At 64.8% G+C, this 21,300-nt stretch carries 20 protein-coding genes and 2 tRNA genes; all 22 read right to left on the bottom strand.

Features of this window, described 5'->3' with window-relative positions; genetic code table 11:
* Positions 1-277: 277 nt before the first annotated feature.
* The 22 genes from V7Z98_RS06685 to hisC all read right to left on the bottom strand — a co-directional run bounded on the left by V7Z98_RS06685 (position 278) and on the right by hisC (position 21,216).
* Positions 278-354: transfer RNA gene (locus tag V7Z98_RS06685), tRNA-Pro, on the bottom strand.
* 64 nt (positions 355-418) lie between these two features.
* Positions 419-772, bottom strand: a complete 354-nt coding sequence (locus V7Z98_RS06680) for a MerR family transcriptional regulator (RefSeq protein ID WP_334157424.1) — start codon at positions 770-772, stop codon at positions 419-421.
* Positions 756-1,061, bottom strand: a complete 306-nt coding sequence (locus tag V7Z98_RS06675) for an integration host factor subunit alpha (RefSeq protein WP_054622072.1) — start codon at positions 1,059-1,061, stop codon at positions 756-758. The genes V7Z98_RS06680 and V7Z98_RS06675 overlap by 17 nt, the downstream gene beginning before the upstream one ends.
* 12 nt (positions 1,062-1,073) lie before the next feature.
* Positions 1,074-3,440 carry a phenylalanine--tRNA ligase subunit beta gene (gene pheT, locus V7Z98_RS06670; protein WP_334157423.1) on the bottom strand — a complete coding sequence of 789 codons (2,367 nt, stop codon included), beginning with the start codon at positions 3,438-3,440 and terminating at the stop codon, positions 1,074-1,076.
* A 78-nt stretch (positions 3,441-3,518) separates the two neighbouring features.
* Entirely contained in the window at positions 3,519-4,562 is a 1,044-nt protein-coding gene (gene pheS / locus V7Z98_RS06665) for a phenylalanine--tRNA ligase subunit alpha (protein ID WP_334157422.1), read from the bottom strand.
* Between the two features lie 130 nt (positions 4,563-4,692).
* A complete protein-coding gene (gene rplT, locus V7Z98_RS06660; RefSeq protein WP_293263676.1) occupies positions 4,693-5,052 on the bottom strand; it encodes a 50S ribosomal protein L20 in 360 nt (119 codons plus the stop codon).
* A 17-nt stretch (positions 5,053-5,069) separates the two neighbouring features.
* A complete protein-coding gene (gene rpmI / locus V7Z98_RS06655) occupies positions 5,070-5,267 on the bottom strand; it encodes a 50S ribosomal protein L35 (protein ID WP_054622068.1) in 198 nt (65 codons plus the stop codon).
* A 117-nt stretch (positions 5,268-5,384) separates the two neighbouring features.
* Entirely contained in the window at positions 5,385-5,906 is a 522-nt protein-coding gene (gene infC, locus V7Z98_RS06650) for a translation initiation factor IF-3 (protein WP_293263866.1), read from the bottom strand.
* 46 nt (positions 5,907-5,952) lie between these two features.
* Positions 5,953-7,872 (bottom strand): threonine--tRNA ligase, encoded by a 1,920-nt coding sequence (thrS, locus tag V7Z98_RS06645; protein ID WP_334157548.1) that lies wholly within the window; start codon positions 7,870-7,872, stop codon positions 5,953-5,955.
* Positions 7,873-8,046: 174 nt separating this feature from the next.
* Positions 8,047-8,123: transfer RNA gene (locus V7Z98_RS06640), tRNA-Val, on the bottom strand.
* A gap of 67 nt (positions 8,124-8,190) precedes the next feature.
* On the bottom strand, positions 8,191-8,997 hold the full coding sequence (locus tag V7Z98_RS06635) for a 3'-5' exonuclease (RefSeq protein WP_334157421.1): 807 nt from the start codon (positions 8,995-8,997) through the stop codon (positions 8,191-8,193).
* An 11-nt stretch (positions 8,998-9,008) separates the two neighbouring features.
* Complete coding sequence (gene cysM / locus V7Z98_RS06630; RefSeq protein ID WP_293263674.1) at positions 9,009-9,908, bottom strand: cysteine synthase CysM; 900 nt, start codon at positions 9,906-9,908, stop codon at positions 9,009-9,011.
* Entirely contained in the window at positions 9,901-10,896 is a 996-nt protein-coding gene (gene rfaD, locus V7Z98_RS06625) for an ADP-glyceromanno-heptose 6-epimerase (RefSeq protein WP_334157420.1), read from the bottom strand. Before rfaD ends, cysM begins: the two co-directional genes overlap by 8 nt.
* Before the next feature lie 9 nt (positions 10,897-10,905).
* The gene (gene rfaE1 / locus V7Z98_RS06620) at positions 10,906-11,850 is read right to left on the bottom strand and encodes a D-glycero-beta-D-manno-heptose-7-phosphate kinase (protein ID WP_293263672.1); all 945 of its coding nucleotides are present in this window, start codon (positions 11,848-11,850) and stop codon (positions 10,906-10,908) included.
* Between the two features lie 30 nt (positions 11,851-11,880).
* Positions 11,881-13,206 (bottom strand): UDP-glucose dehydrogenase family protein, encoded by a 1,326-nt coding sequence (locus tag V7Z98_RS06615; RefSeq protein ID WP_293263671.1) that lies wholly within the window; start codon positions 13,204-13,206, stop codon positions 11,881-11,883.
* Between the two features lie 76 nt (positions 13,207-13,282).
* The gene (lapB, locus tag V7Z98_RS06610; RefSeq protein WP_334157419.1) at positions 13,283-14,452 is read right to left on the bottom strand and encodes a lipopolysaccharide assembly protein LapB; all 1,170 of its coding nucleotides are present in this window, start codon (positions 14,450-14,452) and stop codon (positions 13,283-13,285) included.
* Between the two features lie 6 nt (positions 14,453-14,458).
* Positions 14,459-14,755 carry a LapA family protein gene (locus V7Z98_RS06605; RefSeq protein WP_293263669.1) on the bottom strand — a complete coding sequence of 99 codons (297 nt, stop codon included), beginning with the start codon at positions 14,753-14,755 and terminating at the stop codon, positions 14,459-14,461.
* Positions 14,756-14,904: 149 nt separating this feature from the next.
* Positions 14,905-15,189: an integration host factor subunit beta gene (locus V7Z98_RS06600; protein WP_293263668.1), complete on the bottom strand. Its 285-nt coding sequence runs from the start codon at positions 15,187-15,189 to the stop codon at positions 14,905-14,907.
* A gap of 76 nt (positions 15,190-15,265) precedes the next feature.
* On the bottom strand, positions 15,266-16,957 hold the full coding sequence (gene rpsA, locus V7Z98_RS06595) for a 30S ribosomal protein S1 (protein WP_293263667.1): 1,692 nt from the start codon (positions 16,955-16,957) through the stop codon (positions 15,266-15,268).
* A 167-nt stretch (positions 16,958-17,124) separates the two neighbouring features.
* Positions 17,125-19,089, bottom strand: a complete 1,965-nt coding sequence (locus V7Z98_RS06590) for a bifunctional 3-phosphoshikimate 1-carboxyvinyltransferase/cytidylate kinase (RefSeq protein ID WP_334157418.1) — start codon at positions 19,087-19,089, stop codon at positions 17,125-17,127.
* A 67-nt stretch (positions 19,090-19,156) separates the two neighbouring features.
* A complete protein-coding gene (locus V7Z98_RS06585; RefSeq protein ID WP_334157417.1) occupies positions 19,157-20,023 on the bottom strand; it encodes a prephenate dehydrogenase in 867 nt (288 codons plus the stop codon).
* 98 nt (positions 20,024-20,121) lie between these two features.
* Complete coding sequence (hisC, locus tag V7Z98_RS06580; RefSeq protein ID WP_334157416.1) at positions 20,122-21,216, bottom strand: histidinol-phosphate transaminase; 1,095 nt, start codon at positions 21,214-21,216, stop codon at positions 20,122-20,124.
* Positions 21,217-21,300: the final 84 nt, after the last annotated feature.

Below are 21,300 nucleotides of genomic sequence, written 5' to 3'. Positions count from 1 at the left end.
CAGGCATGTGAATAACCCGTAGCCGATGAACGGCAAGTAATAAATCCCGCATCGAGATGGTGCATATCTAGGCCGCTGGAGCGCCGCTATTCAACATTAGTGAATTTCGTGGGGGATTCTCCGGAATCAGACCCCTGACGCCGGCCTGATTAAAGAGCGGCAACGCCCAGATAAAAGCCAGAAAAAAGAAGGGCTGATTTCTGCCGGAACCACCAGGTTAGCTGGAACTGAAAATGAAAAAGCCCGGTGATTGCTCACCGGGCTTTTCCGTTTTCTTTGGTCGGGGCGGCGGGATTCGAACTCGCGACCCCTTGCACCCCATGCAAGTGCGCTACCAGGCTGCGCTACGCCCCGACACAGAGCGCATTATATCAAAAATCCGGCGTTGTGCATCTTTTTCTTCGTTATCGCCGATTTCTTAAACTTGCAGCAGTTCGAGAACCACGGCCAACTCCTGCCGCAAGGCGGCCAGAGACAGGCCGGACGCGGGCTCGTCGCCCTCTTCCAGACGGTGGCGTGCACCGCTGATGGTGAAACCTTGGTTGTAGAGCAGCTCGCGGATGCGACGCACCAGCAGTACTTCGTGGTGCTGATAGTAGCGCCGGTTGCCACGCCGCTTGACCGGCTTGAGCTGGGTGAATTCCTGCTCCCAGTAGCGCAGCACGTGAGGCTTCACCCCACACAGCTCGCTGACTTCGCCGATGGTGAAATAGCGCTTGGCCGGGATCGGCGGCAGGTCGTCCTGGCTCACGGACTTAGGATTCGTTTCCATCGTAGGACTGCTCCACTTCGCCCTTCAGTTTCTGGCTGGCATGGAAGGTCACCACGCGCCGTGCCGAAATGGGGATTTCTTCGCCGGTCTTGGGGTTGCGCCCGGGACGCTGGGGTTTGTCGCGCAGCTGGAAGTTGCCGAAGCCGGACAACTTGACCCCTTCGCCGCGTTCCAGGGCGTCGCGGATTTCCTCGAAGAAAGCCTCGACCATGTCCTTGGCTTCGCGTTTGTTGAGGCCGACCTTTTCGAACAGAAGGTCGGCGAGTTCTGCTTTTGTGAGCGTCGACATGAACTTCCCTGATTAGGCGCGGAGTTTTGCCCCGACCTCGCGTTCCAGCGCAGCAAGCAGCTGGGCGAATGCGGCATCCACCTCCGCATCCTGCAAAGTTTTTTGAGTATCTTGCATAACTATACGGAATGCAAGGCTTTTTTCCCCTTCGCCGACCCCTTTGCCGGTGTACACGTCGAACAGCTGGACGTCCTGGACGATGGCCGGACGGCCCTGGTTCAAGGCCGCCATCACCTGGGCAAATGGCGTATCGATGGGCAGCACCACCGCCAGGTCGCGCACCACCGCCTGGTACTTGGAAACCTCGGCGAACTGGGGCAGACGGGCTGCGGTGAGCGGATCGAGATCCAGTTCGAATACCACGGGCGCCAGCGGTAAATCGTACTTTTGCGCCCATTCCGGGTGAAGTTCGCCCAGAACGCCGATTTCCTGATCGTTGATCAGGACGCGGGCAGAGCGGCCGGGGTGCAGGGCGGGATGGACGGCCTTTTCGAAACGGACGGACAACGGCTGGAGCAGGAATTCCAGGTCGGCCTTGACGTCGTAGAAATCCACCTGGCGCGCCGGGGCTCCCCACTGCTCGGCCAAGGCGCCACCGTAGGCCAGGCCGGCCAGTTTCCATGGCTGGCGGAAGCCGGTCGGTTCGCCGGCATCGCGCCAGAAGCAGCGGCCGGTTTCGAACAGGCGCACCCTGCTCTGCTTGCGCTTGAGGTTGGTGGCGAGATTCTCCACCAGCCCGGCGATCAGGGTGGTGCGCATCACCGCCAGCTGGCTGGCGATGGGGTTGGCGAGGCGGATCGGCGTGGTGTTGGCGGCGAAATCGACCTCCCAACCTTCTTCGACGAAGGCGAAGTTCACCACTTCCTGGTAGCCGCGGCTGGCCAGGAGATGCCTGACCGTCGCCACCGGGCGGCGGTCTTCGGTGACGGAAAGCATGGCCAGACTGCCCTGAGGCGCCGGCGAGGGAATGTTGTCGTAGCCGTGCAGGCGCGCCACTTCCTCGATCAGATCTTCCTCGATCTCGATGTCAAAACGGTAGGACGGGGGCGTGACGACGAAATCACCGCCCTCCTCGACGACCTCAAGACCCATATTCGCCAAGTGACGGGCGACGTCCGCCGGGGCCAGATCGATGCCCAGCACCTTGGCCACCCGGGTCGGGCGCAAGCGCACCGGGGCGCGCCGGGGCAGTTCGGCGCACGCCTCTTCCACTGGCCCGGCCTGGCCGCCGCACAGTTCGAGCACCAGTTGGGTCGCCCGCTCGATGGCCCGGGGCGCCAAGTTGAAATCCACGCCCCGCTCGAAGCGGTGGGAGGCATCCGACGAGAAGCCGTAGCGGCGCGCCCGGCCGGCGATGGCCGCTGGCGCGAAGAAGGCCGATTCCAGGAACAGGTCGGTGGTTTCCAGGGTGATGCCGGACTCTTCGCCGCCCATGATGCCGGCCACGGCCAGGGCCTTGGCGTCGTCGGCGATGACCAACACGTCGTCGGCCAGGGTCAGGGTCTGACCGTTGAGGATTTCCAGCTGCTCACCGGCCTTGGCCATGCGTGCACGGACCGTGCCGGCAAGCTTGGCATCGTCGAAAGCATGCAGGGGCTGACCCAGTTCGAGCATGACGTAGTTGGTGATGTCCACCAGGGCCGAGATGGAGCGGATGCCGCTGCGTTCCAGGCGGCGCACCATCCAGGGCGGCGTCGGCGCCTTGGCGTTCACGCCGCGGATGATCCGCCCGCAGTAGCGCGGACAAGCCGACGGGGCGTCTAGCGCTACCGCACGACGGTCGGCGATGGTCGCCGGAACCGAAGCCACTTCCGGCAGGCGCGCCGGAGTGGTGGTCAGGGCCGCCACTTCACGGGCGATGCCGCTCAGGGACAGGCAGTCGGCCCGGTTTGGGGTGAGCTTGAGGGTAAAGCACTGGTCGTCCAGATCCAGATACTGGCGGATAGCCGTCCCCACCGGAGCGTCGTCGGGCAGCACCAGCAAGCCGGAGGACTCTTCGGCGATGCCCAGTTCCTTGGCCGAACAGAGCATGCCGGAGGATTCGATGCCGCGCACCTTGGCTACCTTGATGGTGAAGTCGCCGGGCAGCACGGCGCCGGGCAGGGCGCAGGGCACCTTGAGGCCAGCGGCCACGTTGGGCGCGCCGCAGACGATCTGCTGGACGGTGCCGCCGATGTCCACCTGGCAGACGTTGAGACGGTCGGCATCCGGGTGCTTGACCACTTCCTTGACCTGGGCCACCACCACCTGGGTGAACGGCGGCGCCACCGGATCGAGTTCTTCGACCTCGAGACCGGCCATGGTCAGCAGATGGGACAGGGCGGCGGTGTCGAGCGCCGGGTTGACGAGGCTGCGCAGCCAGGATTCGGAGAATTTCATACGACCTCGGGATATTCGGGAGTGGCGCGATGGGCGATCGAGCGTGAAACGGTCAGCGAGTCGGGGTCAAAACCGGAATCAGACGAACTGCTTGAGGAAGCGCAGGTCGCCGTCGAAGAACAGGCGCAGATCGTTGACGCCGTAACGCAGCATGGTCAGGCGGTCCGGGCCCATGCCGAAGGCGAAGCCGGTATAGGCCTCGGGGTCGATGCCGGCGTGGCGCAGCACGTTGGGGTGGACCATGCCGCAGCCGGCGATCTCCAGCCAACGGCCCTTCAGGGCGCCGCTCATGAAGGCCACGTCGATCTCGGCGGAAGGCTCGGTGAACGGGAAGAAGGAGGGACGGAAGCGCACCTGCAGGTCGTCACTCTCGAAGAAGCGGCGCAGGAAGTCGGCGATCACGCCCTTCAGGTCGGCGAAGGAAACGTTCTGCCCCACCCACAGACCTTCGACCTGGTGGAACATGGGGGAGTGGGTAGCGTCGGAATCGACCCGGTAAACCCGACCCGGGGCAATGATGCGAATCTCCGGCATCACCGGCAGGTGGGCGTACTTGGCCACGTGGGCCTGCATGTAGCGGGCCTGGATCGGGCTGGTGTGGGTGCGCAGCAGCACGTTTTCTTCCACCTTGCCGGCGTCGTCGAGCAGGTAGAAGGTGTCGTGCATCGACCGGGCCGGGTGGTCTTCCGGCGTGTTGAGCGCGGTGAAGTTGAAGAAATCGGTCTCAATTTCCGGGCCGTCGGCCACGGCGAAACCGATCGAGCGGAACAGGGCCTCGATGCGGTCCAGGGTGCGGGAGACCGGATGCAGGCCACCTCGGGTCTCGCCCCGGCCGGGCAGGGTCACATCCAGGGCCTCTTCGGCCAGGCGAGCTTCCAGAACGGCGCGCTTGAGGGCGTCGCGGCGGGCGGTCAGGGCCTCTTCCACGGAGGTCTTGGCGCGGTTGATGGCGGCGCCGGCTTCCTTGCGGGCGTCGGGGTCGAGCTTGCCCAAGCCCTTCATCAGTTCGGTGATCTGGCCGCTCTTACCCAGGAAGCGGGCCTTGGCCTGTTCCAGGGCATCCCCGGTTTCGGCGCCGGCGAAGGCGAGGCGCGCTTCTTCAATGATTCTTTCGAGTTCCATGGCGGGTTCCAGCTAGACAGAACGGTGAGGCTGTTGAGACTTGTCGGGGCTCAGGGCCGGCGGGGCGGCAGGACGGACGACAGCAGAAAAAAAAGGAGGCTTACGCCTCCTTTTCGGGTTCCCTTGCGGGTCAGGCAGCGAGGCTCGCCTTGGCCTGGTTGGCCAGTTGGGCAAACGCCGCCTTGTCGAAGACTGCCAGATCAGCGAGAACCTTGCGGTCCACTTCGATCTGCGCCTTCTTCAGGCCGTTCATGAAGGTGCTGTACTTCAGGCCGACTTCACGGGCAGCCGCGTTGATACGGGCGATCCACAGAGCACGGAACTGACGCTTGCGCTGACGACGGTCGCGGTAGGCGTACTGACCGGCCTTCATCACCGCTTGCTTGGCAACGCGGTATACGTTCTTGCGGCGACCGCGATAACCCTTGGCTTGGGCCAGGACCTTCTTGTGACGGGCGCGGGCCGTCACACCACGTTTGACTCGGGGCATCTTTCGTTCTCCTTAGCTTAGGCGTAGGGCATCATCGACCGCACCTGGGCCGTATCGGAATCGTGCACCTGGCACATCCCGCGCAGCTGGCGCTTGGACTTGGTGGTCTTCTTGGTCAGGATGTGGCGCTTGAACGCCTGGGAACGCTTGATGCTCCCGCTCGAGCGGACCTTGAAGCGCTTCTTGGCGCCGCTCTTCGTCTTCATCTTGGGCATGTTAATGCTCCATTATTTGATGCCTGCCAGGCGGCCCCCGACGGGAGCGCTTTCTAGCCTATCAGGCACTTGTAGGCCCCAATGCTCCGGGGCCGATCCTGCATGGTCGAGAAGGGCTTATTTCTTCTTGACCGGCGCCAGCATCATCACCATCTGGCGCCCTTCCATCTTGGGCATCTGCTCGACCTGGGCATACTCGTCCACGTCGGCCTTGAACCGCTCCAGCTGGCGCATACCGATTTCCTGGTGGGCCATTTCGCGCCCCCGGAAACGCAGCGTCACCTTGACCTTGTCCCCTTCTTGCAGGAACCGGACCATGTTGCGCAGCTTGATCTGGTAGTCGTTCTCGTCGGTGCCGGGACGGATTTTGATTTCCTTCACCTGCACCTGCTTCTGCTTCAGCTTGGCCTCGTGCGCCTTCTTCGCCTCCTGGTACTTGAACTTGCCGTAATCCATGATCCGGCACACGGGTGGCTTCGCCAGGGGGGCGATTTCCACCAGTTCAAGACCAGCCTCATCGGCCATCTGCATTGCGTTGCGGGTAGTGACAACCCCCAGTTGCTCCCCATCTTCGCCGATCAACCGGATTTCCGGGACATTGATCTCATGGCCGATGCGGTGACTCTTGTTGAGTGCTATGGCTCTCGCTCCGAAAGTCTTCCCCCGCTTTCTGCGGGGGCAAAAACTAAGCCGTGCCCTTTCGCGACGCGATCTCCTCCCGGAGTCGCTCCACCAGAACGTTCAAGGGCAACTGCCCGAGGTCCTGGCCGCCGCGAATTCGCACGGCCACCATGCGTTCCGCCTTTTCCTTGTCGCCCACGATGAGCTGATAGGGTTGGCGGTGATTCACGCTATGCTCGCGAATTTTATAGGTAATTTTCTCATTCCGCAAATCCGCCTCTGCCCGGACGCCCGCCTGGCGCAGGGTTTTGACCACTTCCTCGGCGTAATCGGCCTGTTTTTCGGAAATGTTCAACACCACCGACTGGATCGGCGCCAACCACAGGGGCAGCGCACCTGAGTAGTTTTCCACCAGGATGCCGATGAAGCGCTCCAGGGACCCCAGGATGGCGCGGTGCAGCATGACGGGCACTTTGCGAGTATTGTCCGCCGCCACGTATTCCGCACCCAGGCGGCCCGGCATGGAGAAATCCACCTGCATAGTGCCGCACTGCCAGGAACGGCCGATGGCGTCCTTGATGTGGAACTCGATCTTGGGGCCGTAGAAGGCGCCCTCGCCAGGCAGTTCTTCCCACTCCAGCCCGGAGGCCTTCAGGCCGGCGCGCAGGGCCTCTTCGGCCTTGTCCCAGATTGCGTCGGAACCCACCCGGCCGTCCGGGCGCAGGGCCAGCTTGACCGCCACGTGATGGAAGCCGAAGTCGGCGTACACCTTCTTCACCAGAGCGTTGAAGGCGGTCACCTCAGACTCGATCTGGTCCTCGGTGCAGAAGATATGGCCATCGTCCTGGACGAAGCCGCGCACCCGCATCAGGCCATGCAGGGCGCCGGAGGCCTCGTTGCGGTGGCAGGAGCCGAACTCGCCGTAACGCAGGGGCAGGTCCCGGTAGGAGCGCAAGTCGGAGTTGAACACCTGGATGTGCCCCGGGCAGTTCATCGGCTTGATGGCGTAGTCGCGCTTCTCCGACTCGGTGGTGAACATGTTGTTCTTGTAGTGCTCCCAGTGACCGGACTTTTCCCACAGGGTGCGGTCGAGAATTTGCGGGCAGCGGATTTCCTGGTAGCCGTTGTCCCGGTACACGTTGCGCATGTACTGCTCGATTTCCTGCCAGATGGCCCAGCCCTTGGGGTGCCAGAACACCATGCCCGGCGCCTCTTCCTGCATGTGAAACAGGTCGAGTTGCCTGCCCAGGCGGCGGTGGTCGCGCTTTTCCGCCTCTTCGAGCATGTGCAGGTAGGCGTCCTGCTCATCCTTCTTGGCCCAGGCGGTGCCGTAGATGCGCTGCAGCATCTCGTTCTTGGCATCGCCGCGCCAGTAGGCGCCGGCCACCTTCATCAGCTTGAAGACTTTGAGCTTGCCGGTGGAGGGCACGTGGGGGCCGCGGCACAGGTCGACGAAATCGCCTTCCCGGTACAGGGACACTTCCTGGTCGGCAGGGATGGCCTCGATCAGTTCGGCCTTGTACTTTTCGCCCTGGCCGAGGAAGAACTTGACCGCCTCGTCCCGGGACCAGACTTCGCGGGACACGGGAATGTCGCGCTTGGCCAGTTCGGCCATCTTCTTCTCGATGGCTTCCAGATCTTCCGGGGTAAAGGGACGGGTATAGGCGAAGTCGTAGTAAAAGCCGTTGTCGATGACCGGACCGATGGTCACCTGGGCCTCGGGGAACAGCTCCTTGACCGCGTAGGCGAGCAGGTGGGCGGTGGAGTGGCGGATGACCTCCAGGCCGTCCGCATCCTTGTCGGTGACGATGGCCAGGCTGGCATCGCGGTCGATGACGAAGGAGGTATCCACCAGCTTGCCGTCGACCTTGCCGGCCAGTGCCGCACGGGCCAGCCCGGCACCAATGGAGGCGGCCACCTCGGCCACGCTCACGGGTTTATCGAAGCTCCGCACGGAGCCGTCGGGCAACTGCACGTTCACCACGGCGCTGGACATCTTTTCCGACCTCACTCAAAAAATCGGCAAAAAAAAAGTGCGGTCTAAGCCGCACTTTTTTATTTTCACAAACCTGCTACCAGGTTTCAGGCGAACTTGACCATTAACGAAACGTTTTGGCCTGGGTAGTTCGGAAGAACATTTTTTTCGCCTGAAGAATTCTGGTAGGCGCGATTGGATTCGAACCAACGACCCCCACCATGTCAAGGTGGTGCTCTAACCAACTGAGCTACGCGCCTAAAGAGGTGCGCATTATATCTAACTTTTAGGCTTGCGCAAGCCGGATTTCGATTTTTCTCGTTTTTTTCACTTTTCCGCCGGCCAGGCCGCGAGGAATTCACGCCAGTGGGGCTTGTCCAGAGCCTCCAGCTGGGTACGCACGAAAGCCACCTCCTCGTCCCTGGTCTGGCGCGAAATCTCGCCGCGCAGCAGGCGGAACTGGGTGAACACCAGGTAGGTGTTCACCACGTCGGTTTCGCAGTAGTCGCGGATTTCGCCAATCTTGCCGTCCTTCCAGGCGTCCCACACCTTGCCGCCGTCCATGCCCAGCTTGCCGGGAAAGCCCATCAGTTTGGCCAATTCGTCCAGTGGCGCGTTGGCCCGGGGCTGGTAGAGGGCTAGCAGGTCCATCAGGTCCAGATGCCGGGTGTGGTAGCGGCTGATGTAGTTGTTCCACTTGAAGTCCCGGGAATCGGCGTAGTCGCCGTCGCCCAGGTCCCAGTAGCGCGGCGCCGACACGCCATGCACCATGCCTCGGTAGTGCAGCACCGGCAGATCGAAGCCGCCGCCGTTCCAGGAGACGATCTGGGGAGTGAACTTCTCGATGCCGTCGTAGAAGCGCTGAATGATCTCGCCCTCGCCCTGCTCCGGCTCGGACAGGGACCACACGCGGAACTCGTTGCCCAGGCGCAGCACGCAGGAGATCGTTGCCACCCGCTGCAGGTGCAGAGGCAGGAAATCGTTGCCGTGGCTGGCCCGCCGCTTGGCGAAGGCAAGCTCGGCCACCTCATCGTCGGACAGGTCGTTCGACAGGTCGTGGAGCCGGCGGTAGCCGGCCACGTCGGGAATGGTCTCGATGTCGAAAACCAGCACCGGCGGAACGGAAGACTTCACGAACCCTTACCTCAGGCCGGAAAAACGCCGGTGGACAGGTAGCGGTCGCCCCGGTCGCAGACGACGGTAACGATGGTGGCGTTGTCCACCTCCCTGGCGATGCGCAGGGCCACGGCCATGGCGCCGCCGGAGGAGATGCCGGCGAAGATGCCCTCTTCCCGCGCCAGGCGCCGGGTCATGTCCTCGGCCTCGGCCTGGGAGACGGGCTCGACCCGGTCCACCCGGGCCCGGTCGTAGATGCTGGGCAGGTAAGCTTCCGGCCACTTGCGGATGCCGGGGATCTGGGAACCCTCGGACGGCTCGCAGCCAACGATCTGGATCGTCGGGTTCTGGGCCTTGAGGAAGCGCGAAGTACCCATGATCGTGCCGGTGGTGCCCATGCTGGATACGAAATGGGTCACCTGGCCGTTGGTGTCGCGCCAGATTTCGGGGCCAGTCCCCTGAAAGTGGGCCTCTGGATTGTCCGGGTTGCTGAACTGGTCGAGCATCACGCCCTTGCCTTCGGCCACCATCTTCTCGGCCACGTCCCGGGCCAACTCCATGCCGCCATCCTTGGGGGTGAGCACCAACTCGGCCCCGTAGGCGCGCATGGTCTGGCGCCGCTCCAGACTCTGGTTCTCCGGCATGATCAGGATCATGCGATAACCGCGGATGGCGGCGGCCATGGCCAGGGCGATGCCGGTGTTGCCGGAGGTGGCCTCGATCAGGGTGTCGCCCGGCTTGATGGCGCCCCGGGTCTCAGCCCGGGCAATCATCGACAGGGCCGGCCGGTCCTTCACCGAGCCGGCCGGATTGTTGCCTTCCAGTTTGGCCAGGATGACGTTGCCGCGGGCCTCGATCTCGGCACCCGGCAGGCGCTGCAGGCGCACCAGGGGGGTGTTGCCGACAAAATCCTCTAGGGTCTTATACACGACTGCTCAACCATTTCACGTAGTTGGCCACGCCTTCCTCGACGGTGGCGAAGGGAGCATCGTACCCCGCCTCGCGCAGGCGGGTCAGATCGGCCTGGGTAAAGGCCTGGTATTTGCCCTTCAGTTGCTCCGGGAAGGGTACGTATTCGATCTTGCCGGCGGCGCGGAGTTCGTCCAGGGCCATGGCCGGCTTGCCCTCCTGGGCCCGGGCGCCATTGATCGAGGCCACCGCCACATCGTTGAACGACTGAGCGCGACCAGAACCAAGGTTGAAGATGCCGGACACGTTCGGATGGTCGAGGAACCACAGGTTCACCTTGGCCACGTCGCCGACGTAGACGAAGTCGCGCTGCTGCTCGCCCGGACCATAGCCGTGGGAACCCTCGAACAGCTTGACCTTCTGATCGGCCCGGTACTGGTGGAAGTGATGGAAGGCCACCGAGGCCATGCGCCCCTTGTGGTCCTCCCGGGGGCCGTACACGTTGAAGTAGCGGAAGCCGACGATCTGGGCGCCGGCATCGGGCAGGCGGCGGCGCACCACCTGGTCGAACAGGAACTTGGAGTAGCCGTAGACGTTGAGCGGCGCCTCGTACTGGCGCTCCTCGCGGAACACACTGCTGCCGCCGTAGGTGGCGGCGCTGGAAGCGTAGAGGAACTGGACGTCCTGATCCTGGCACCAGTCGAGCAGGATGGTGGGGTAACGGTAGTTGTTCTCCATCATGTAGCGCCCGTCGGTCTCCATGGTGTCGGAGCAGGCCCCCTCGTGGAAGACGGCCTCCACGTCGCCGTCGAAGTCGCCGGCCTGGAGGCGTTCGATGAACTCGTGCTTGTCCAGGTAATCGGCGATCTCGCAATCCACCAGATTCTTGAACTTGTCGGCCTTGGTCAGGTTGTCCACGGCCAGGATGTTGGTGACACCCCGCTCGTTGAGCGCCTTGACGATGTTGGCGCCGACAAAGCCAGCGGCACCGGTGACGATGGTGTACATGAACGCTCCTTACGCCGCCCCGCGCAGGGCGGCATCCAATTCTTCGCGGGTGACGGTGGCCGTACCCAGCTTGCCGACGACGATGCCGCCGGCCAGGTTGGCGGCGCGCACCGCCTCCGCCCAGCCGGCGCCGCTGGCCAGCATGGCGGCCAGGGTGGCGATCACCGTGTCACCGGCACCGGAAACATCGAAGACTTCCCGGGCCACCGCCGGCTGGCGCACCACACCGTCGGCACCGAACAGGGACATGCCTTCCTCGCTACGGGTCACCAGCAGGGCCTCCAGATTCAACTCCTGGCGCAGGGCCTGGGCCTTTTCGACCAACTGGGTTTCGTCCTTCCAGCTGCCGGTCACCTGGCGAAACTCGGCCCGGTTGGGGGTCAGCACGGTGGCCCCGGCGTACTTGGAATAATCGTCGCCCTTCGGATCCACCAGCACCTTCTTGCCGGCCTGGCGGGCTAGTTGGATCATCTCGGCGATGTGGGTCAGGCCGCCCTTGCCGTAGTCGGACAGGATCACCGCGTCCACACCGGACAGGCGCTGGGCGAAATCCGCCAACTTGGCGCGCAGCACTTCGTGGGACGGCGTGGTTTCGAAGTCGATGCGCAGCAGTTGCTGCTGCCGGCCGATGACCCTCAGCTTGACCGTGGTGTCGATGGCCGGATCGGCGTGTAGGCTAGCAGCCACGCTCTCTTCGGCCATCAGGGCGCCGAGGCGGCGCCCCGCCTCATCGTCACCCACCACCGACAACAGGCTGACCTGAGCGCCCAGGGCGGCGGCGTTGCGCGCCACGTTGGCCGCCCCGCCCGGGCGTTCTTCGCTGCGCTCCACCTTGACCACCGGCACCGGCGCCTCGGGAGAAATGCGCGACACATCGCCGAACCAGTAGCGATCCAGCATCACGTCACCCACCACCAGCAGGCGGGTGGCGGAGAAATCAGGAAGTCCTTGCATCAAACGACTCGCTAAAAGTTAGCGTCCCGCTCAGAGGCGGCCGATGGGAAAGTATTCGATGCCGCAGCTGCGCGGGAAGGCCGGGTCGTAGAGGTTGCGGCCATCGAACACCACCGGCGCCTTGAGACGGGCCTTCAGGGTGTCGAAATCGGGGCTGCGGAATTCCTTCCACTCGGTGACGATGGCCAGGGCATCGGCACCTTCGAGAGCCGCATTGGCGCTGTCGACGAGGGCAACGCGTGCATCGTCGCCGAAAATGCGCTTGGCCTCGTGGGTCGCCACCGGGTCGTAGGCGCTCACGGTGGCGCCAGCCGCCAGCAGATCAGCGATCAGCTCCCGGGACGGCGCTTCGCGCATGTCGTCGGTGTTGGGTTTGAAGGCCAGCCCCCACAGGGCGAAATGCTTGCCGCGCAGGTCGTCGCCGAAACGCGCCTTGATCTTGCGGGTGAGCACGTGCTTCTGGGCTTCATTGGCCTCCTCGACCGCGTTCAGCACCTTCAGGTCGATGCCGGCCGCATCCTTGGCGGTCTTGAGCAACGCCTTCACGTCCTTGGGGAAGCAGGAGCCGCCGTAGCCGCAGCCCGGGTAGAGGAAGTGGTACCCGATGCGCGGATCGGAACCGATGCCCTGGCGCACCATCTCGATGTCGGCGCCCAGCTTCTCGGCCAGATTGGCCAGTTCGTTCATGAAGCTGATGCGGGTGGCCAGCATGGCGTTGGCGGCGTACTTGGTCAGTTCGGCGCTCTTCACGTCCATCACCAGGAGACGCTCCCGGTTGCGCTGGAAGGGCGCGTAGAGGGCGCGCATCAGGTTGATGGCGCGCTCGTCGTCGGCACCGACGACGATGCGGTCCGGACGCATGAAGTCCTCCACCGCCGCCCCTTCCTTGAGGAACTCGGGGTTGGAGACCACGCTGTAGGGCACTTCGACGCCACGCTTCTCCAGCTCGCCGGCCACGGCGGCGCGCACCTTGTCGGCGGTGCCCACGGGCACGGTGGACTTGTCGACGATGACCTTGTAGTCGGTCATGCGCTGACCGATGCTGCGAGCGGCGGCGGTGACGTACTGGAGATCGGCGGAGCCGTCTTCGTCCGGAGGGGTGCCCACGGCGATGAACTGGACGGTGCCGAACTGCACCGCCTTGTCCACGTCGGTGGTGAAGTGCAGGCGGCCGGCAGCCACGTTGCGCTTGACCATGTCGAGCAGGCCCGGCTCGTAGATGGGAATGCCGCCTTCATTGAGGATACGGATCTTCTCCGGATCAACGTCCAGGCAGAGCACGTCGTTACCCACTTCAGCAAGGCAGGTCCCGGTCACCAGACCCACATAGCCGGTACCGACAACAGTCACTTTCATCGCATTCACCTTATCTTTTGAAAATTCTTCGCCGAGACATCGCGCCCTCGGCAACAAAATCGTACCGGCCGTGTGCTCAGGCCGTGAAGTCCATGTCCTCGACCCGGCGCGGCGGGTAGGTTTCCCAACCGCCACAGGCCGGGCAGCGCCAGTAATGCTGGCGCGCCTTGAAGCCGCAGGCGGTGCAGCGGTTGCGCGCATGACGCCGGGTATGGGCGGACACTGCCGATTTCATCAGTTCGGCATCGGCCCGCTCTTGCCCGTCCAACTCCTGCAGGCGGGCCTCAAGGAAGCGGTCCAGGCCGAGCAGGGTCGGGTTGCGCTGCAGTTCGTCCCGGGCCAGCAGGCGGGCTGCAGCCGTCCCTTCATGCTCGAAGACGAAGCGAAAGACGTAATCGAGCAGGTCGAGGCTAGGGTAGCGCTCCAGGTAACCGCGCAACAGGCGCAGCCCTTCTTCGACCCGATCCTGGCGCTGGTAGGCCGCCATCAGGCGGGGCGCTGCCAGGGCCAGGTAGACCGGGTTCTGATTCTCGATGCGCTGCCACAGCGCGATGGCCGCACCATCGTCGCCGTCCCGAGCGCACAGTTCGCCCACCGCCAGGGTGGCACGCACACACGCGCGGTCAAGGGAAAGGGCGGTTTCCAGGTGCTCCCGGGCGGAATCCCAGCGGGAATTGGCCATTTCCCGCTCGGCTAGTTCGCAGTGGTAGTGGGCCACTTCCTTCGGCGACGCCAGGCCGGGCATGTCGGCAGCGATCTGGATGGCCCGCTCCCAATCCTTTTCCAGCTGGAAGATTTCCAGCAGGGCGCGGCGTGCCTCGTCGTCCCGGGCCGTACCGCGCAAGCGGGTGAAGACTTCTTCGGCCCGGTCGAGCAGGCCGGCCTTCATGTAGTCTTGACCCAGTTCCGAGAGCGCCTGAAGCTGCACCTCGGCGGGCAGTCCCTCCCGGTCCGCCAATCCCTGATGCAGGCGGATGGCTCGTTCCAGCTCGCCACGACGGCGGAACAGGCTGCCCAGGGCAAAGTGCAACTCGATGGTCTCGGGGGCGACCCGCACCACCTCGTTAAAGGCATCGATGGCCTTGTCCGGCTCCTCGTTGAGCAGGAAGTTGAGGCCCTTGAAATAGGAAGCGGGCAGGGAGCGGGATTCCCGTACCACCTGCTTGATGTCGACCCGGGCAGCCAACCAGCCCAGCCCGAAAAAGAGGGGAAAGAGCAGCAGCTGCCAGGTTTGGAATTCGGGCATGGGAGGTTACAGCTCCCGGGGAGGCATCACGGGAGCGGCGGCATCGGCGGCCGGGCCGGTGGAGCGGGCGATCTGGCGGCGCAACTGGCCGTTCTCGCGCTTCAGGCCGAACAGCACGCCCACCAGGGCCACCATGCCAATGACCACGCCGGCCACGAAGAATGCCAGCAGGAGCATGATCAGCGGGGCGTTCCAGGCGGTGCCGAAGAAGAATTTCAGCTGCGCCGGCTCGGTATTCTTGATGGCAAAGCCGAGGAGCAGGATGAAGACGGCGAAGCGGAACAACCAGAGGGCGATACGCATGGATCAGGCCGCGCGGATAGGGGTGATCAGGATAGCCACGGAGGCAGGACAACGACAAGCCCCGCACGGGGAAATCCCCAGGGCGCCAGGCTGAAAAGAAACGGGCGGCGAAAAGCTCGCCGCCCGGAATTTACCACAGGACGCAGGAATCAGCCGTCGAGATCGACCCGTTCCCGCAATTCCTTGCCGGCCTTGAAGTGAGGCACCCACTTTTCGGGCACGCTCACCTTGTCCCCGGATTTGGGATTGCGTCCGACCCGGGGGGGCCGGTAATTCAGCGAAAAACTGCCGAAGCCACGGATTTCGATGCGATCGCCCCGGGACAGGGCCCCGGCCATGGCATCAAGGATCATTTTGACCGCGAAATCGGCATCCTTCGCCACCAGCTGCGGAAAACGCGCCGCAAGCCGGGCGATGAGCTCGGATTTGGTCATGGCGGAGTCATGAAGCAACATGGTATAGCCATGCCGACCCGGCAGCGCCTTGCGGGCGCCGCCGGATCAACCGGGATCAGCCTTGCTGGTTCAGCTTGGCCTTGAGCAGGGCACCCAGGTTGGTGGTGCCCGCGGCGCCGGAGCCTTCGGAAGCAATCTTCTGCAGGGCTTCGTGTTGCTCGGCGCTATCCTTGGCCTTGATGGAAAGGTTGATCTGACGGGACTTGCGATCCACGTTCACGATCATGGCTTCCAACTCTTCGCCCACCTTCAGCACGGAGGACAGGTCCTCGATACGGTCGCGGGAGAATTCGGAGACGCGCAGGTAGCCTTCCACCTCTTCGGACAGGGCAACCACGGCACCCTTGGCGTCCACGCTCTTCACGGTGCCCTTGACCACGGAGTTCTTCTCGTGGGTGGCGATGAAGGAGGTGAACGGGTCGCCTTCCAGCTGCTTGACACCCAGGGAGATGCGCTCCTTCTCCACGTCGATGGCCAGCACCATGGCTTCCACCTCGTCGCCCTTCTTGAAGGAACGGATGGCGTCTTCGCCGGTGGTGGTCCAGGACAGGTCGGAGAGGTGCACCAGGCCGTCGATGCCACCGGGCAGGCCGATGAACACGCCGAAGTCGGTGATGGACTTGATGGCGCCCTTGACCTTGTCGCCCTTCTTGAAGTTGGCGGCGAACTCGTCCCAGGGGTTGGCCATGCACTGCTTCATGCCCAGGGAGATGCGGCGGCGGTCTTCGTCGATTTCGAGGATCATCACTTCGACCTCGTCGCCCAGCTGGACGACCTTGGTCGGGTGGATGTTCTTGTTGGTCCAGTCCATTTCGGAGACGTGCACCAGACCCTCGATACCGGATTCGATTTCCACGAACGCGCCGTAGTCGGTGATGTTGGTGACCTTGCCGAACAGGCGGGTACCGGAGGGGTAACGACGGGAGATGCCGACCCACGGATCTTCGCCCAGCTGCTTCAGGCCCAGGGAGACGCGGTTCTTCTCCTGGTCGAACTTGAGCACCTTGGCGGTGACTTCGTCACCCACGGTGAGCACTTCGGAGGGGTGACGGACGCGGCGCCAGGCCAGGTCGGTGATGTGCAGCAGACCGTCGATGCCGCCCAGGTCCACGAACGCACCGTAGTCGGTGATGTTCTTGACGATACCCTTGACGACGGTACCTTCCTTGAGGGTTTCGAGCAGCTTCTGGCGCTCTTCGCCCATGGTCTCTTCGAGCACGGCACGGCGGGACAGCACCACGTTGTTGCGCTTGCGGTCCAGCTTGATGACCTTGAAGTCCAGGGTCTTGCCTTCGTACGGGGTGGTGTCCTTGACCGGACGCATGTCCACCAGGGAGCCCGGCAGGAAGGCGCGCACGCCGTTGACCATGACGGTCAGACCGCCCTTGACCTTGCCGGTGATGGTGCCGGCCACCAGGGTGCCGTCGGCGAGGGCGGCGTCGAGCTTGTTCCAGGCAGCGATGCGCTTGGCGCGGTCGCGGGACAGGCGGGTTTCACCGAAGCCGTCTTCGAGCTGCTCGATGGCCACCTGCACGAAATCGCCAGGGGCGACTTCCAGTTCGCCCTGGTCGTTGAGGAATTCGACGACAGGAACGTAGCTTTCGGACTTCAGTCCGGCGTTAACGACCACGAAGTTCTGGTCGACGCGCACCACTTCGGCGGTGATGACCTCGCCCTGACGCATTTCCTGGCGGGCAAGGCTCTCTTCGAAGAGCTGGGCAAAGCTTTCCATGGTGAGTTCAGACATGAGGAATTTCCAGTGTCACATACCGTGACGGGGTTGAAGTTGAAACACTGCCGCCACCGCATCCCGACAATGGGAGGAGAAGTGCGGGGGCAGCCCCTGGGCACCCAGAAGACAAAGCCGACCGCTGAACGGTCGGCTCGGTACGGCGAGCACCTCGCGGATGCGTATTACTGCTGGGTCGTGCCGCCTGCGGCCTGATGCCAGGCCAGCACCTGGCCCACCGCTTGATCGATGGACAGGCCGGACGTTTCGAGCAATTGCGCATCCGCATTCTGCTGGAGCGGCGCCACGGCGCGCTGGCTGTCGCGCTCATCACGCGTGCGCAGCTCCTGCAAAATCTTATCAAGGCTAGCAGAGAAACCTTTTTCGATCAACTGCTTATAGCGCCGCTCCGCGCGCACCTCGGGGGTGGCGGTGAGAAACACCTTCAGATGGGCGTCCGGAAAGACCACCGAACCCATGTCCCGACCGTCCGAAACCAGGCCCGGGGCGGTGCAGAAGGCCCGCTGGCGAAAGAGCAGCGCCTCGCGCACGGCGGGTAGCGCCGCCACGGCGGAAGCCCCGCCGGAGATGGCTTCGGCGCGGATGGCGTCGCTCACGTCCTCGCTGCCCAGCCGCACCACGCCCTCGGCGAAGCTCACGTCCAGGGCGGCCGCCACGGCGGCCACGCCGGCTTCGTCGTCCCAGGCCACCCCGGCCCGCTGCGCCGCCAGGGCGGTGAGCCGGTAGAGTGCGCCGGAATCCAGGTAATCCCAGCCTAACGCCGCCGCCACCCGGGCGGCCACGGTGCCCTTGCCGGAGGCCGACGGCCCGTCGATGGCGATCACCGGCGCCGCCACGGCCACTTCAGCCAGGCGCTCGAAGTAGTCCGGGAAGGTCTTGGCGGTGCAGCCCGGATCCAGGATGCGCAACGGCGTGGCAAAGGCGGCCAGGGAGAAGCACATGGCCATGCGGTGGTCGTCGTAGGTCCCGATGGCGGCCGGATGCAAGCGGGGCACCGGGGTGATGCGCAGGTAGTCAGCGCCCTCCTCCACCTCGGCGCCGAGCTTGCGCAGCTCGATGGCCATGGCGGCGATGCGATCGGTTTCCTTGACCCGCCAGCTGGCGATGTTGGACAGGGTGGTGGTGCCGTCGGCGAAAAGGGCCACCACCGCCAGGGTCATGGCCGCGTCGGGGATATGGTTGCAGTCCATATCCACCGCCAGGATGCGACCGCCCTCGGGGCGCCGCGCCTCGATCCAGTTGTCGCCCATGTCGATGCGGGCGCCCATCTTAGCCAGGGCCTCGGCGAAGGCCACATCCCCCTGCACCGAATCCCGGCCCACGCCTTCGACCCGCACTGGCCCGCCGCCGATCAGGCCGGCAGCGAGGAAGTAGGAGGCCGACGAAGCGTCGCCTTCCACGTAGATGATGCCCGGGCTGTGGTAGCGGGCGCCGGCAGAGACGGTGAAGCGGGACCAGCCCTCGCGCTGCACGGTGACGCCGAAGCGGGCCATGGCCGCCAGGGTGATCTCGATGTAGGGCTTGGAGATCAGCTCCCCTTCCACCACCACCGTCACCTGGCGGTCGAGCAGCGGCAGGGCCATCAGCAGGCCGGTGAGGAACTGGCTGGAAACGTCGCCGCGCACCGACACGGTGGCCACGTCGGAGATCACCGGCGGATGGATCGCCAGGGGCGGATAGCCCGGATTTTCCAGGTAGTCGATGCGGGCGCCCAACTGGCGCAGGGCGTCCACCAGATCCCCGATGGGCCGCTCGTGCATGCGCGCCACCCCCTTCAGCACGTATTCGCCGCCGGCCAGGGCCAGGGCCGCGGTCAGGGGCCGGAAAGCGGTGCCGGCGTTGCCCAGGAATAGTTCCAAGGCCTGATGGGGAAAGCCGGAGAAAGCTCCTTCGCCGCCGATGCCCTTGACCCGGTAGGCGTGGTGGCCGAGGCGGGTGACCAGCACCCCCAAGGCCTCCAGGGCTTCGAGCATGCGGGCCGTGTCGTCGGATTCGAGCAGGTCACGCACCTCGGTCTCGCCGTCGGACAGGGCGGCCAGCAGCAGGATGCGGTTGGAAAGGCTCTTCGAGCCGGGCAGGCGCACGGTGCCGGAAGAGGACAGCAGTTGGGGCAGGTCGAGGAAGTCCATGGGTCCTGACAGATAAAGACGGAATTCGGTACGAAAACGAAGGAATGAGCAGCGGCCGAGGGGTCAATCAGACCAACTTGCCCTCGGCCCAGGCACGCCGCGCCGTGCGGGCCGACTCGAAGGCCGCCTCCAGGGCGGCACCGTCGCCGCTGGCCAGAGCCTCGCGCAGGCCAGCGAGCTGGGCGGTGTAGCGGTCCAGCTCTTCGAGCAGGGCCGCCCGGTTGGCCAGGCAGATGTCGCGCCACATTTCCGGATGACTGGCGGCGATGCGGGTGAAGTCGCGGAAGCCCGAGGCGGCGAAGGTGAAGAACATGTCCCGGTCGTCGCGCACCGCCAGATCGTGGACCAGGGCGAAGGACAACAGGTGCGGCAGGTGCGACACGGCGGCGAATACCCGATCGTGGTCCGCCGGAGTCAATGTGTGCAGCACCGCGCCGCAGGCCGCCCAGGCGTCCCATACCCGGGCCACGGCGGCCGGCGGGTTCTCGGGCAAGGGGGTCACCACCACCTTGCGCTCCCGGTACAGGTCGGCCCGGGCGGCTGCTGGACCGCTGTTTTCGGCCCCGGCAATCGGGTGGGCGGGGACGAACTGGCCGATCCGGCCGCCGAAGGCGGCGTAGGCATTGGCCACCACGTCGTGCTTGGTGCTGCCCCCGTCGGTGACCACCGTATTGGGCCCCAGGTGGGGGGCCAGGGCCTGCATCAGGCTCCCCATGCCGCCCACCGGGGTGGCCAGCAGCACCAGGTCCGCATCCGGCGCCTCGGCGGCGATGGATTCGCCGATGCGATCGATCAGGTCGAGGCGCAAGGCCTCTTCCAGCCCGGCGCGGGTGCGGCCGAAGCCCACCACTTCGCCCACCGCCCCGGCGGCCTTGAGGGCGGCGGCGAAGGAGCCGCCGATCAGGCCCACGCCAAAGACGAGGACTTTATTCAAACGAAAGGAAGGAATCGGGTCGGTCATGGCCGGAAAAACAATGCGGGGTTCGGTGCGGGTTCGCAGTGAAATGGCGACGGCGTGGGAATGAACACGGCTTACAGGGCCTTTTCCAGGGCGGCGAGGAAGCGGGCGTTCTCGGGCTCGGTGCCCACCGTCACCCGCAGCCACTCGGGCATGCCGTAGCTGGCGATGGGGCGCACGATCACCCCCTGGGCCAGCAGCCTGGCATTGACCGCCACGCCGTTGCCCACCTTGAAAGTGACGAAGTTAGCCTGGGACGGCAGATGACCAAGGCCGAGCCGCTTCAGGCCCGCCACCAGCAGCTCCATGCCCGCCCGGTTCATCGCGTAGCTCTCGGCGACGAAGCCGTGATCCTCCAGCGCCCCCAGAGCGGCCGCCTGGGCCAGGCTGTTCACGTTGAAGGGCTGGCGCACCCGGTTGATCAGGTCCACCACCTCGGCAGCAGCCAGGGCGTAGCCGATGCGCAGGCCGGCCATGCCGTAGATCTTGGAGAAGGTGCGGGAGATCAGCAGGTTGGGGAATTGCCGCAGCCAGCCCACCGTCTCGCTGCGCAATTCGGGGGGCAGGTACTCGTGGTAGGCCTCGTCCAGCACCACCAGCACGTCGGCCGGCACCCGGGCGAGGAAGGCATGGAGCGCTTCCGGCGGGATGTGGGTACCGGTGGGGTTGTTGGGGTTGGCGACGAAGACGATGCGGGTATCGGCGCCGATGGCCGCCGCCATGGCGTCCAGGTCGTGGCCATAGTCCCGGGCCGGCACCTCTATGCATTCGCCGCCGGCGGCCAGGGTGGCCAGGGGATAGACGGCGAAGGCATGGCGCGAGAAGACGGCGCTGCGGCCGGGGGCGAGGAACACCCGAGCCACCAGTTCGAGCAGGTCGTTGGAACCGTTGCCCAGTGCGATCTGGTCGACGCCGACGCCATGGCGCTCGGCCAGGGCCGCCTTGAGGGCGAAGCCGTTGCCGTCCGGGTAGCGCTCCAGGTCGCCCAGGGCGCGCTCCATGGCCGCCCGGGCCCGGTGGCTCATGCCCCTAGGATTCTCGTTGGAGGCAAGCTTGATGATGTGGCGCTCGTCCACACCCTGCTCCCGGGCCAGCTCGGCAATCGGCTTGCCCGGCTGGTACGGAGAGATGGCCCGCACGTAGGGCAGGGACTGGTCCACCAGAGCCATGAGAATCCTTTCGCTAGACGGGGAGCAGAAAGCGGCGCCGGAAGCGGAGCCCGCTTCACCAGAAGCTGTGGTCACGCCGCCAGG

The sequence above is a fragment of the Oryzomicrobium sp. genome (genome assembly GCF_036820405.1).
GTDB lineage: Bacteria > Pseudomonadota > Gammaproteobacteria > Burkholderiales > Rhodocyclaceae > Oryzomicrobium.
The sequence above is the reverse complement of the archived record's forward strand: the minus strand, read 5'-3'. Positions and strand labels throughout refer to the sequence as shown.

Bases quoted from the DNA above. Each gene is read 5' to 3' on its own strand.
- V7Z98_RS06590 (WP_334157418.1), bottom strand. From the start codon at position 19,089: ATGGACTTCCTCGACCTGCCCCAACTGCTGTCCTCTTCCGGCACCGTG.
- lapB (WP_334157419.1), bottom strand. From the start codon at position 14,452: ATGCCCGAATTCCAAACCTGGCAGCTGCTGCTCTTTCCCCTCTTTTTC.
- pheT (WP_334157423.1), bottom strand. From the start codon at position 3,440: ATGAAATTCTCCGAATCCTGGCTGCGCAGCCTCGTCAACCCGGCGCTC.
- rpmI (WP_054622068.1), bottom strand. From the start codon at position 5,267: ATGCCCAAGATGAAGACGAAGAGCGGCGCCAAGAAGCGCTTCAAGGTC.
- V7Z98_RS06675 (WP_054622072.1), bottom strand. From the start codon at position 1,061: ATGTCGACGCTCACAAAAGCAGAACTCGCCGACCTTCTGTTCGAAAAG.
- V7Z98_RS06615 (WP_293263671.1), bottom strand. From the start codon at position 13,206: ATGAAAGTGACTGTTGTCGGTACCGGCTATGTGGGTCTGGTGACCGGG.
- V7Z98_RS06600 (WP_293263668.1), bottom strand. From the start codon at position 15,189: ATGACCAAATCCGAGCTCATCGCCCGGCTTGCGGCGCGTTTTCCGCAG.
- rplT (WP_293263676.1), bottom strand. From the start codon at position 5,052: ATGCCCCGAGTCAAACGTGGTGTGACGGCCCGCGCCCGTCACAAGAAG.
- rpsA (WP_293263667.1), bottom strand. From the start codon at position 16,957: ATGTCTGAACTCACCATGGAAAGCTTTGCCCAGCTCTTCGAAGAGAGC.
- rfaD (WP_334157420.1), bottom strand. From the start codon at position 10,896: ATGTACACCATCGTCACCGGTGCCGCTGGCTTTGTCGGCGCCAACATC.
- V7Z98_RS06605 (WP_293263669.1), bottom strand. From the start codon at position 14,755: ATGCGTATCGCCCTCTGGTTGTTCCGCTTCGCCGTCTTCATCCTGCTC.
- hisC (WP_334157416.1), bottom strand. From the start codon at position 21,216: ATGGCTCTGGTGGACCAGTCCCTGCCCTACGTGCGGGCCATCTCTCCG.
- pheS (WP_334157422.1), bottom strand. From the start codon at position 4,562: ATGGAACTCGAAAGAATCATTGAAGAAGCGCGCCTCGCCTTCGCCGGC.
- rfaE1 (WP_293263672.1), bottom strand. From the start codon at position 11,850: ATGCAAGGACTTCCTGATTTCTCCGCCACCCGCCTGCTGGTGGTGGGT.
- V7Z98_RS06680 (WP_334157424.1), bottom strand. From the start codon at position 772: ATGGAAACGAATCCTAAGTCCGTGAGCCAGGACGACCTGCCGCCGATC.